The following is a 12,479-nucleotide window of genomic DNA, read 5'->3' as shown; positions in this document are numbered from 1 at the left end:
AAAGCCGCTGAAGGAATATTCCTTCAGCGGCTTTTTTGTTGATCTTAGCTTTTTTTCAAGCTGAGGTCCAAACTCTGAAAAGAATGGGTTAATGCCCCAACCGAAATAAAATCGACCCCTGTTTCGGCATAGGCCCTAAGGTTTTCTAAAGTGATGCCTCCCGAGGCCTCGGTCTCAAATTCGCCTTTAATTTTGGCCAAGGCGGTTTTGATTTCTGCCGGACTAAAATTATCCAACATAATCCGATCAACCTGCCCCATCTCCAAAACAGCTTCTAGCTCGGCCATATCCCGCACCTCTACCGTAATGGCCAAATCCTTGTTTTCGGCCACCAAATAAAATAATACCTGCTGAATGGCCGTCTGCACATCCCCACAAAAATCAATATGATTATCCTTAATCATAATCCGGTCATATAAACCCGTTCTGTAGTTGTTGCCGCCGCCAATACGCACAGCCCATTTTTCTAAGAACCGAAGCGTGGGCGTTGTTTTACGCGTATCTAATAACTGTACCTTCAAACCCGCTACTTCTTCTACATAACGAGCCGTCAAACTGGCAATTCCACTCATCCGCTGCATGCAGTTCAAAATCAAGCGCTCTACCTTCAAAATACTCTGACTAGGCCCCGACAAACGAAAGGCAATATCGCCTACCGCCACCTTAGCCCCATCTTCCAAAAATACCTCTATGCTCAATTCTGGCGTAAGCTGGGCCAAAATAGCCTTGGCCAACTCTACCCCAGCCAAAACCCCAGCACCTTTAACCAATAAATTAGCCGTCCCTTGCGCCTCCTCATCTATACAAGCCAAAGAGGTATGATCCCCATCTCCTAGGTCTTCTTTGATCGCTCTATTGATAAAATCTTCTAATTCAACAGCATCTATTCCCTCAATTCTCATGTTTATACATTTATTTTATTGATAATCAAATTTTTAATCATTCTATTCTAGCTAAAACGAATAATTACTGTGATAGCCGTCACCTTGCCAAGCTGCCAAAAATACTTATATTTGTCATAGACAAACAAAGCGCTTGAGCTCTTTTTTTTCATCCATCATCCTGACAAGCTCAAGCCCAATACATCATCATCTGTGCCCTCTCATCAAGGACACTACAAATTGCAAAGAATTATGGCTAAAAGAGGAAAAATCGCTGCCATTTTGCTCAACAAATGTCCCCGCTGCCATGAAGGCGATATGTTCAAAACTGGCATTACTGGCGGAATTTATAATATGAATGAACCTTGCCCCTACTGCGGGCAACGCTTCGAAACAGAACCCGGTTTTTTCTGGGGCGCTATGTATATCGGCTATGGCCTCAGTGGTGGCTATATGCTTAGCTCTGTAACTCTACTTATGTTTTTTGCCGGACTTAGCGTGAATATGGCCTTTATGGTCGCTATTCTAGGCGCTATCGTCATTTTACCCGTCAATGCTCGCCTAGCCCGCTCTATCTGGATCCACATTTATGTGGGCTACGATAAAGAGTTGGTCGACGAGATCGAAGAACAAAAACAACATGCCGTAGATGCCTAATTAAGGCCCCTACTCAAGATACTCTTGCGCACTTCCCTTTTTAGTTTCGGCTATGGGGGAAGTTTTTTATTTTATGGCCCTAATATTAGATATTATGATAAAGTATTTTTCTTTTGGGGCCTCCGCTGCGGCCTTTGGCCTTGCGGCGCTACGTTTCGGGGCTCGCAAGCCTGCTCGGCCCTTCGCCGCCAAGGCGGCTCGGTCTGGCCCTATGGGCCACCCCTACACATCGCTAGGCCGCTCCACAAAAAGACTCCGCTTTTGGCTGCTCGGCTTCGGCCTGCTTTTTTTATGCCCCCATAGCTCGGCCCAATTATCACCCCAAGATAGCCTAGAACAAAAATATTGGCGCTACCGCTTCCGCTTCCTCCAAGAGTATATCCAACTTGGCCAAGGCCCCGGCCAATCTATACCAATGGGAGCCAAAATGCCTACAGCCAACTGCCAGACCAACTGGCATATGCTCCGAGATAAATGTAGTACCCAAAAGGGCCAAGGACTAATAGAATGGGGCGATGCGACCATCCACCTTGGCCTCTATATGGCCAGCCTCGCCCTAGAAGCCAAACTGCTCGAACAAAAAGGCCAAGACCGCTCGGCCTGCCTCAAAGAACTTTGGCTGGCCCTAGAAGCCTACGACCGCCTAGACGAACAAGCCGAAACCTTTTTGGGCCTCCCCCCTAGCCTCAATGGCTTTTTTATCCGAGATGATGTCCCCCCCGATTTTTATCTAGAATTTGATAACGCCAATTGCTGCCGCGCAGCAGCCGCCTGCCAAACCCCTAGCGCCAAAGATGGTTACTTCATTAGCCAAGACCAAGTCTTTTACCTCTATGTTGGCTGGCTACTTACAGCCCAATTGCTAGAAGGCCAAAAGTACCAAGATAGCCTGCCTAGCTTTGATGAAAAAGTAGCCGGCCAAGTGCATCGGCTATCTAGCTACTTTTTGCAAGAAAACTGGACCCTCAAAGCCCCCAATGGCGAAAAAATCCCCAACCAATGGGGAGGCGATCTGCGCATGCTCAATTATGCCCTAGCCGAGGGCGGCAACCGCCTAGCCCGACCCTATACGGGCCAAAACTACCAAAGCAAAGGCAGCCAAGGCTGGGGCCTAGCCGCCTTTACCTTTTTGGGCTGGCGGCTGCCCATGCCCAAACACAATAGAGGCATGATTGTACAATCGGCCATCTTGGTCAATGCTTGGTCCCCAAAAAAGATGGCCCGCTATTGCCAACGCCACGATTTTATTGCCTGGGCCTTTGTAGACGCCATTGTCAACCGCAGAAAATTACACCAGTCCATTAAAATGGAAGCCGTAGAGCAATTATTGCACACGGCCCCCTGGGATGGCCCCTGCTTTGGCACCCCAGGCTGCCAAGAAGTGCCCGGCTGGATGGGCTTTGACCGCTGGGTGCACCCCGAACTAAAAAATGGCAACCCCTGGGGCCGACATTTTGAATACAATGGCCTAGACTATATGCTAATGTATAATCTATACCAATATTACCAAAGCCTAAATTAGGTCCTTTGGCGGCAGACAGGCGGCGAAGCCGCCGCAAAGGCGCGCAGCGCCTCGGCTGAGGGGCTGTAGCAGGGCCGCCAAAGGCGGCAGACCCAAGGCTTTTGAAGCAAAGCGAAAAAGCCTGCAGGGCCGAGCAGACCTGCGAGCTGCGCAATGGCCCGACCCGAGCGAAGCGAGCGGGCAGCCCCAAAAACAAAAAACAGAAGAAAAAGCCTTAGTGAGATTAGCTAAAAATGCCTATCTTAGGAAAGCTAAAATGGATTAACTATGAATTTGACCGACGATAAAGACGACTTTGACTGGAAGGAAGATGATTTTGAGGAAGAGGATGACTTTTCTTGGGAAGAAGATGATTTTGAGGAAGAGGATGAGGAGTTTTCTTGGGAAGAAGATGATTTCCCCCAAACAGAAGAAGACGATTTTGATTGGAGTTTTGTAGAAGAGAAAGAAAAAGCGGAGGAAGAAACAGAAGTTTTGGCCGAGCAAGATGCTCAGGGCGAGGACCTTCTTTCTAGTCTTTTTGGGGGAGAAAAAGAGGCAGCAGAAGAGGAAGAACCCGCCCAAGAAGTGGGTTATTTGCCCATGCCTCAGGACAATAAAAAGGCGCGTTTAGATATTACCAAAAACTCGAAGGAGGACCATAGAACGCCTATGCGCTTTACTAAAAAAGAGGTAGAGGCGCAGTTAAAAAAGGACCTCAAATACTTTAAGGACCGCTGTAAATCTAAATTGGTCGTTAAGCCTTTTTTTGTGATGGAAGCCTATCCCTACAAGAAAAAAAGTAGTGATTCGGACATTATGGACAGCAAAAATGTGGATGAAGATTACATTTTGGTGATTGGCCGTTTGCCCAAGCTTCGGGGAACCGAGGAATTTAAGGGCAAGGCTTATCTGAAGGGCCGGCTGACCTATTTGCCAGAGGGCCAATATGATCAAGGCTACCTAAAGCGGCATATGGGGCTATTGATTGATAAAAAATACAAGCGGATCAAGAAAAGTACGATTCGTAAGCTGCTGGACCCCATCAAGAACCAGATGCGGAATGGTTGGCCCCTAGAGATTTATAAGGAGCTTCCTCAGAAAGAGGAACTGAGTTAGATCTGGGGATAAAAAAAGCCGAGGCGAATGCCTCGGCTTTTTTGGTTTAGGGCCAAGAATTAGTTCTTGCGCCAGCTACAAACGGGGCCATCTTCTGCTGTATATTGGAAAGACTTGCCATCGGCGGCAAAGAGGATAAAATAGCTAGGGTTATCGGCTCTTTCGAAGCGTTGGTTACCTCTATGAATATAGGTATAGCTGCGGTTATTGACCAACTGCGTCAATTCGATATTATTGAGTGTATCTCGGTTGAAGCTTAATTGGAAGCTAAAATTACCACAGTTGGCCGTCCAGTTTCCATTGATAAACTCTGGCTGCATAAAATCGATATCAAAATTGGAGAGTGGGCCAACTTGCTTATAGATTTCGGCGGTCATTTCGGGAGTTTTGCCCTTTACCACCGAGCTTTTAATTTCTTTACTAATTGGGCTATGTGGCCGAACTTCATAGATTGTTCCGCCTGATTTAGTTTTATAATTTGTCTTTTCGCCTAGGGTCCAGCTTCCTCGGTTGGCAAAAAGGCCCTTAGTATTATGGATACGGACCACCGCTAGGCCCTCTTCCTCCATATCGAGCAAATCGCCAGCGGGCACCTCATAATACAAGCTCTCATTAGTTACATTTTCTAATTTGCTTCGGATGAGGTACTGGTCCTTTTTCTTCTTTTTCTCTAGCATTTTGTATTGGTAGCTATACTGAATACCATCTTTTTGGATAGAGAGCTCATCTGATTGCTGCGCTTGCAAGCTCCCCATAAAAAGTCCGACAAAGGCGAGTAACAAATAGTTTTTCATGATTAAAATGTTGCTTGTTAAGAAAATCTAAAGGGGCTTTGCAAAGGCTGGGCCAAAGAAAAAGGCGAGCCGAAATCGGCTCGCCTTTTTATAAGCATTTAGCGTGAGTTGCTTCTATTAGTCTAGAGTTGGACGTTCTGTCTTTTCCTCTTGGATTTGGATAGCGGGACGCTCTTCTTGTTGGTTGGCTACTTCTTTTTGCTTGGGAAGTAGAATTTTGGTTGTGGGTTGTTGTTTTTCGCTAGACTTGCGATAGAACATATACTGCTCTTTGGGTTGGCCATAGAGCTCGGGCTGTAGATACTTGCCTGTACGTTCTCCATCTTTTGCGATTTCGGTCTGGCGTTTTTCGGGATGAGCTTGTAGATAAGCATCATTGCGTTCTGCATAGACGGTCCAAGAAACTTTGGTTCCGGGCTTACCGGCCACCACAAAAGTATTATTCGTAATTTCCTCCAAAACATAAGGTTGCTGAGGCGTACCGATAGCCGTTAGTTGGTAGCTAAAGTTGATGTTAATATCATCAAAGTAGCTAGGCAGCTCGATAGTTGCATTTCCGTTGGCATCTAGCTGAGCGATACCTCTATACATATTGAGGACCTCATTAGACTCGATAGAAAAATGCTTAAGCATTTTGTTTTGGGGATCTTCGGGGTGATCGATAATGAAGGTTTTGGCTCCTGAGCCCCCCATATCTCCATTTGAGTAGACGCCATAGAAGTTACCAGTACCTTCTACGCCAATACCCCAACCGGCAGTGGGGGTAGAGGAACCAGACACACCAATATGGTCAGCTACATCAGAGCCAGTATAAGAAAAGTCTCCTGCAGAAATAATACCCGTGATCACATCAGACTGTTGCTGCCCAACAAAAACAGGACCTTGGCCCAAGTTGGTAGCAAAAACGGTTTCATCGGTATTAGTAGCGCCATTAGTATTAAACTCGGCATTACGGCCTTGGGTACCTGTATGGTTAATTAGTATACCGTGACTTACGCCGCCTTGCGTAGCGGCGAAGGCCGCCCCAGCAATTGTACCTCCAGAAGAAGGGCTAGCCGTATAGACATTGGCAAAAAAGCCATAAACATCACCACCAGCGGTAGCGGGAGTACTCGTAGTACCATTGTCTGCATCTACAATATAGCCAACACCGTCTTGTACATCAAGGCTGATTGATGCACCAGTCCCTCCAGCAGTAGTATGGTCGCCCATAAACCCTGTTTGGTTGGCCCGGATAATATTGACAAAACCGATTCCATCGGTCACATCATTGTACATCCCATTTCCTGTTGCATTTTGATAAACCGACAAGCCATAGCCAGATCCGTAGTGGTCTACCAACAAACCGGGGAGAGTATTGCCCGCAGCCTGAACGAAGTAGCCCCCAAAGCCGGCTCCTAAGTTATTAACAAAAAAGCTAGCGATACCAGAAGGGCTGGCCACATCCATCGATATTTCAACACCATGCCCCTGCCCTAGCTGCAAGAAGCGAGCGACAGAAGAAGTTGTTGTTGTTGATAAGTTTTGTGCATGTAGTGCGCGGTTTGTTCCGGCATTGCGCAAAAAGATAGCCGAGCTACCATTTGTAGTAACCGTATGGTTCACTTCAACTGAGCTTCCGGTGGTTTCTGTTTGCAAGATATCTAATTTGCCACTAGGTGTGGGCTCTCCAATACCCACGTTTTGGGCCTGGATCTGCATGCCCATCATAGCTGCGCAAAGAAGTGTAAGTGTAGTTTTAATTTTCATTTAGATACAAATTTGTTAAATGTTCTGAATATCATTTAGCGGCTAGTTACTTAAGGCCAAGCCTTAAACAAGCCTGTTGTTAGTTGAGCTCTATAAGGCAAAGAACAAACCAATTTCTTAGCTTACTAAGCTATAGAGCATAGTAAAATAAGGCCAAAAATACACTCTTGCAATTAAATCCGCTGATTTTTAACAGTTTAGCCTAGCTAGCTTTTTTGCATAAGTTCAGCTACTAAAACGAATCAAATAACAAATCTGTTGCCTTCTCCCTTATTCTAAGCCGATACAAAGCCCTTTAAAGAATAAAAGTTCGTACTTTCTCATAAGGTACGAACTTTCATTAATCTTGGTTTCACTTAGACTATATCATCGGGCCAAGAGCTCTTTTGCATTGGCCTTGGCATAGGCCGAAGGCGGGTTGCCACTAAGCATTTTGGCCAATTCCTCTACCCGCTCTTCTTCTTTTTCTAGTTCTTTTATGGCTGTTACAGTTCTGTCTTTTATAACTTCTTTATGCACAAAGTAGTGTTTGCGGGCCTTGGCCGCTATTTGTGGAGAGTGCGTAATACTCACCACCTGATGCGCTGCCGATAGCTGCTGCAAGATTTGCCCCATCTGCAGGGCCACCTCTCCAGAAACTCCCGTATCAATTTCATCAAAAATGAGGGTGGGCAAGGTAATGGCCCCCGCCATCATAGATTTTATACATAGGGCCAAACGCGAGAGCTCCCCTCCAGAGGCAATGCCCCGAATTTCTTCCAAGCGCCCCCCTTTATTGGCCGAAAACAAAAACCGCAATTGGTCAATCCCCTTAGGGCCCAATTCCTTGGCCTCGGCAAGGTCTACCTTGAGCCTTGCATATTTCATAGACAACTGCTGCAAGAGCTCTCTAAGCTGCCCCTCAAATGGACCAATTGCCTCTTCTCGCTTGGCCGATAAGGCCTTGCCCTGCTGCCAAAGCTGCTTTTCTTTCTTAATAATACTACTCTTGAGCTGCTCTATTTGGTCCTCCAAGCCCTCAAAACTATCCAATTGCTGCTGCAATTCTTCCTGCAACTCCAAGAGCTCCTCCTCCGAAGCCAAATGATGCTTTTTCTGCAAACGGAAAAGCAAATCCAAACGCTCATTGACCTCCTCCAAACGCTCATCGTCATATTCCGTATCCTCCGCAATGCGATTCAAACCATTGCTCAATTCCTCCAACTCAAAACGCAGGCCCTCCAAACGCTCCGCCAATTCTGGCAAATCTTTCTGATAATCCGATACCGTATACAATTGATTGCTCATCACAGTCAATTGCTCACTCAAAGAAGGCTCTTCCTCCGTTAGGCCCATCACCAAGCCCGAAAGCACCCGCTTGATGTCCTCCGCATGGCTCAATTGCTTTTGCTCCTGCTCCAATTCTTCCTGCTCGCCCGCATACAACTCGGCCTCCAACAATTCCTTGAGCTGAAAGGCAATAAATTCTTGCTCCTTTAAGGCCGAACGCTGCTTGCGCTCCAACGCCCGCAACTGGCTCTTCTCGCCCTGACATTGAGCATACAACAATTCATATTGGGCCAAATTCTCCAAGTTGCCCGCCAAGGCATCCATAATATGCAACTGATAATCGGGCTCCTGTATATCTAAGGTGTCAAACTGCTGATGCACATCCAATAAACGATCGGCAAGCGCCTTGAGCTGCTCCAATTTTACAGGACTATCATTCACAAAAGCCCGGGTTTTCCCCGATGGCCGAATCTCTCTCCGAATAATCGTCTGCTCCTGAAAATCTATATCTAAGGCCGCAAATAAGGCCGAAAAACGACTTGCCGAAAGCGAAAACTCCGCCTCTACATAAGCCTTTTTATTCAAGTCATACAAGACCTTCGTATCGGCCCGCTTGCCCCGAATAAGGCCCAAAGCCCCCAATATAATAGACTTTCCCGCCCCAGTTTCTCCCGTAATAATGGTTAGGGCCTGATGAAAATCGAGCCGTACAAACTCGATAATCGCATAGTTTTCTATCTGTAAAGATTTTAGCATTATTGTCTGTCGCTTCTTGGGCTATGCCCGCTCTCAAAAAGGGTGTTTCACATTTATAACAAAGCTAAGGCTAAAGCTTGAATCTTAAAACAGATTGGCGCAAAAAAATACAACTTTTTGTTTTTTATTTTTCTGACTGCGACTTTCTGTTTCCTTTGGGGCTGCCCACTCGCTGCGCTCGGGTCGGGCTGTGCCAGGGCTCGCTCTTCGCTCGGCCCTTCGCTTTTTCGCTTTGCTCAAAAGCTCGGTCTGGCCTGCGGCCCCCCTTATCCATCCCTCAGCCGAGGCGCTACGCGCCCTGCAAAACCGCAAAATACAACTACAACTTACCCAATTGCTTGATCTTTTGCTCCCAGTCTTTTATAGTAGCCAATAACTGCCGCCCCTCTGCCCGACCCTGCAAAAGCGATTTGTTGGCCTTATACATCTTTTTCATCTGCCGCAACTCCTGCTGCATCTGCTTGATTAACTTCTTGCTTTTCATAATAATTAAGGTGACTACATTAAGTAATATACTAAATATAGCCACACTTAAAGAGATACGCAAGTTTTACCTCCACTTTTTCGTATCTAAGTAAGTTTGGGCAGAAAAGGGGCATTTGGCCCAGCGCTGCGGAGCGGGTGCGGCGCAGCCGCAGACCGAGCTGCCGAAGGCAGCGAAGGGCCGAGCGAAGAGCGAGCCCCGCAGCATAGCGGCGGCCAGCTAGGCTGCGCCTAGCTGGCCGCGGGCCCCAAAAAACCCAGAATTAGATGATATTCTCCGCAAACCGCTGTATATTTCCAAAAAGCAACAAATGAAAGCAACAGAAGAAATACAGGCTTTAATGGAGCTGCTAGAAGAAGAAAAGCAGGAAGAAATTAAGCAATATCGTTATTTGCTCGAGCAATTATCGCTCAAAGAGCGCATAGAAAAGGGGGTTTGTTGGCATCCTGTTCGGCAAGAGCGGACGGGTTGGAGTTTGGGCGAGCACCCTTATGTGACCATCAGTCGGATGTATAGTAAGGATCAGGCGCATAAGTTTCGGGCAGGGACCGTGGTGGGGATTTTCCCTAGTAGTAATTTTGAGCGCAAGAAGTCGATTTTTGAGTATGGGGTGGTTCATTACATCAAGAAAGACGAGATGAAGATTATTCTTTATGGCAAGGAGTTGCCTTCTTGGGTGATGCATGAGCAAATTGGGGTGCAGCTTGCTTTTGATGAGCGTTCTTATTTGGAAATGGGCAAGGCGTTAAAGTATGTGGCCGAGGCTCAAGACAATCGTTTGTCTGAGTTGCGCGAGATTTTGCTGGGTAAAATGCCTGCTCGTTTTCAGGACCACCGCCGCCCAGGCGATTTGGGCCAACTGAATACTTCTCAGGCAGAAGCCGTACAGCAGATTTTGGCTGCCGAAGATGTGGCCGTGGTGCATGGCCCTCCTGGTACGGGAAAAACCACTACCCTAGTGGCCGCTATCAAGGAATTGGTTAAAAGAGAGAGTCCGATTTTGGTTTGTGCCCCTTCTAATCCCGCCAGTGATTTGCTCACAGAGCGTCTGGCGGAGCAAGGCCTCAATGTAGTTCGGGTGGGGAACGTCTCTCGTTTAGACGAAAAAGTTTTGCAGCATAGCATTGAGGGCATTTTGCAAGATCGGGCCGAAATGAAGGAGGTCAAGAAGATGAAAAAAGAGGCGGCCGAGCTTTTCCGCAAAGCTGGAAAATTTAAGCGGAAATTTGGGCCCAACGAGCGCAATGAGCGTCGAGAAACCTATCAAGAGGCCAAAAATCTAATTCGTCATGCCCGCATGATGGAAGATTATCTGATTGAAAAGATCCTATCGGAGGCGGATGCCATTTGTTGTACCTTGGTGAGCTCTATGAACCGCTACATTGAAAACCGCCGCTTTCATACGGTGGTGATTGATGAAGCCGCTCAGGCTTTGGAGCCCGCCTGTTGGATTGCCATCGCCAAGGCCGACAAGGTCATTTTGGCGGGCGACCCTTTTCAGCTTCCTCCTACCGTAAAAAGTAGAAAGGCGGCCCAAAAGGGGCTTTCCATTACCCTATTAGAAAAGGCCGTAGAGCGTTTGGAGCGGGTGCAGCTGCTCAGAACGCAATACCGTATGCATGAGCAAATTATGCAGTTTTCTAACCAATACTTTTATGAGGGCCAACTTCAGGCTGCCGACTTTGTAAAGAATTGGACCTTGGCCATGCGGCCTGGTGGAGATACCACTCCCGTAGAGTTTATTGATACGGCAGGTTGTAGCTTTGACGAGAAAATCAACCCCGAAACCCTGAGCTCCTATAACCCTGAAGAATATTATATCTTAAGGCAGCACTTGGACCATCTGCTTAGCTTTGCCGACAAGCAAGTTCGGCCCAGCATTGCCGTTATTTCGCCCTATCGAGAGCAGGTTCGTTTTATGCAAGAACAGATGGAAACAGATTTTGACCATTTTCCTGATGACGATATTACGATAGACACCATTGACGCCTTTCAGGGCCAAGAGCGAGATGTGGTCTATATTAGCCTGGTCCGTTCTAATGAAAAGGGAGAAATTGGCTTTCTGAAAGATACTCGCCGCCTCAATGTGGCCATGACCAGAGCCCGAAAAAAGCTCATCATCATTGGGGATAGTGCCACCTTGGGCCAACACAAATTTTATCAATCGTTTATGGATTACTGCGAGAAGCATGGCAAATACGCCAGCGCTTGGGAGTGGATGTAAATAACAACAGACAAAACAAAACTAGATATGGGATTGCAACTAGAACGCCCCTTGGTCTTCTTTGACCTAGAGACCACCGGCACCAGCATTGTTAATGATCGAATTGTACAAATTGGCGCCATCAAATTATTTCCAGATGGCCGCACCGAAGTTAAGAACCGCTTGGTCAACCCCCAAATGCCTATTCCAGAAGGCGCTTCTGCCGTACATGGCATTTATGATAAGGATGTAGTTAATGCACCTAAGTTCCGCCAACTGGCCAAGGCCTTCTATGGCTGGCTAAAAGATAGCGACCTAGCGGGCTACAACTCCGATAACTTTGATATTCCTATGCTAGCCGAGGAATTTGCTCGGGCAGGTATGGAGTACCCTACACCCGACACCCATTTTGTGGATGTCATCAAGCTAGAACGCCATGTCAATAGCCATAAATTGGGCCATACCTATCAGCGCTATACTGGCGAGGAGCTATTAGATGCCCATGATGCCATTGCCGATATTGAGGCCACCAAAACCATCCTCGAAAAGCAATTGGAGAAACATGATGAGCTTCCCATTACGGTTAAAGAATTAGAAGCTCTCTTTGTAGAAGAAGGTAAAGAACGTGTTGATTTTGCGGGCAAAATCTACCGCAAAGAAGGCGAGCTCTACTGGAACTTTGGCAAACTAAGAGACCAGCCCATCCGCGCCGATAAAGGCTATGCCGATTGGGTCCTTAGAGGCGAATTTGCCCAAAATACTAAGAAGTTTGTACGAGCAGCTTTTGAGGGCTAGGATAGAGCATCTTAGATCAAGAAGAGTATCAGCTTAAAAGCACAGAATAAATACGGCTCCTTTTTAAAGGATGAACAGCTAGCTAGCTTAAAGGCCCTCTGTTGAACAGAGGGCCTTTATATTAACATAGCAGACTTTAAATTCTTCCAAAACTAAAGAATTCTTATATTTGTATAGCTAAGAGTTAATAAAACTTAATCATTATGGCCCAAAAGCAATACATTAGGAGTGCACATCTTTACTACCCTGGCGTTTTAGCTGACTTAAAAAA

Annotated in this window: 10 protein-coding genes; 5 read left to right on the top strand and 5 right to left on the bottom strand. The window is 46.7% G+C overall.

What is annotated here, in order from left to right; translation table 11 throughout:
- Window positions 1-44: 44 nt before the first annotated feature.
- Window positions 45-902, bottom strand: a complete 858-nt coding sequence (gene nadC / locus SAPGRDRAFT_RS10615) for a carboxylating nicotinate-nucleotide diphosphorylase (protein WP_002659266.1) — start codon at window positions 900-902, stop codon at window positions 45-47.
- A gap of 231 nt (window positions 903-1,133) precedes the next feature.
- On the opposite strand from nadC, the gene SAPGRDRAFT_RS10610 reads away from it, so the two are divergent.
- The 3 genes from SAPGRDRAFT_RS10610 to SAPGRDRAFT_RS10600 all read left to right on the top strand — a co-directional run bounded on the left by SAPGRDRAFT_RS10610 (window position 1,134) and on the right by SAPGRDRAFT_RS10600 (window position 4,158).
- A complete protein-coding gene (locus tag SAPGRDRAFT_RS10610; RefSeq protein WP_002659265.1) occupies window positions 1,134-1,538 on the top strand; it encodes a DUF983 domain-containing protein in 405 nt (134 codons plus the stop codon).
- Between the two features lie 94 nt (window positions 1,539-1,632).
- Window positions 1,633-3,060, top strand: a complete 1,428-nt coding sequence (locus SAPGRDRAFT_RS10605; protein ID WP_156001900.1) for a hypothetical protein — start codon at window positions 1,633-1,635, stop codon at window positions 3,058-3,060.
- A gap of 267 nt (window positions 3,061-3,327) precedes the next feature.
- Entirely contained in the window at window positions 3,328-4,158 is an 831-nt protein-coding gene (locus SAPGRDRAFT_RS10600) for a hypothetical protein (RefSeq protein ID WP_002659263.1), read from the top strand.
- A 59-nt stretch (window positions 4,159-4,217) separates the two neighbouring features.
- On the opposite strand, the gene SAPGRDRAFT_RS10595 is transcribed toward SAPGRDRAFT_RS10600, so the two are convergent.
- The 4 genes from SAPGRDRAFT_RS10595 to SAPGRDRAFT_RS10575 all read right to left on the bottom strand — a co-directional run bounded on the left by SAPGRDRAFT_RS10595 (window position 4,218) and on the right by SAPGRDRAFT_RS10575 (window position 9,273).
- Window positions 4,218-4,952 carry a hypothetical protein gene (locus SAPGRDRAFT_RS10595; RefSeq protein WP_002659262.1) on the bottom strand — a complete coding sequence of 245 codons (735 nt, stop codon included), beginning with the start codon at window positions 4,950-4,952 and terminating at the stop codon, window positions 4,218-4,220.
- 117 nt (window positions 4,953-5,069) lie between these two features.
- Entirely contained in the window at window positions 5,070-6,701 is a 1,632-nt protein-coding gene (locus SAPGRDRAFT_RS10590; protein ID WP_002659261.1) for a hypothetical protein, read from the bottom strand.
- Window positions 6,702-7,067: 366 nt separating this feature from the next.
- On the bottom strand, window positions 7,068-8,726 hold the full coding sequence (gene recN, locus SAPGRDRAFT_RS10585; RefSeq protein WP_002659260.1) for a DNA repair protein RecN: 1,659 nt from the start codon (window positions 8,724-8,726) through the stop codon (window positions 7,068-7,070).
- Between the two features lie 319 nt (window positions 8,727-9,045).
- A complete protein-coding gene (locus SAPGRDRAFT_RS10575) occupies window positions 9,046-9,273 on the bottom strand; it encodes a hypothetical protein (RefSeq protein WP_002659259.1) in 228 nt (75 codons plus the stop codon).
- Between the two features lie 247 nt (window positions 9,274-9,520).
- Between SAPGRDRAFT_RS10575 and SAPGRDRAFT_RS10570 the strand changes: the two genes are divergently transcribed.
- On the top strand, window positions 9,521-11,434 hold the full coding sequence (locus tag SAPGRDRAFT_RS10570) for an AAA domain-containing protein (protein ID WP_002659258.1): 1,914 nt from the start codon (window positions 9,521-9,523) through the stop codon (window positions 11,432-11,434).
- A gap of 27 nt (window positions 11,435-11,461) precedes the next feature.
- Complete coding sequence (locus SAPGRDRAFT_RS10565) at window positions 11,462-12,208, top strand: 3'-5' exonuclease (protein ID WP_002659257.1); 747 nt, start codon at window positions 11,462-11,464, stop codon at window positions 12,206-12,208.
- The last annotated feature ends 271 nt before the right edge of the window (window positions 12,209-12,479 follow it).

The organism is Saprospira grandis DSM 2844 (assembly GCF_000275825.1).
GTDB lineage: Bacteria > Bacteroidota > Bacteroidia > Chitinophagales > Saprospiraceae > Saprospira > Saprospira grandis_A.
Note: the sequence above shows the minus strand (reverse complement) of the source record. Positions and strands in the feature narration are given on the sequence as shown.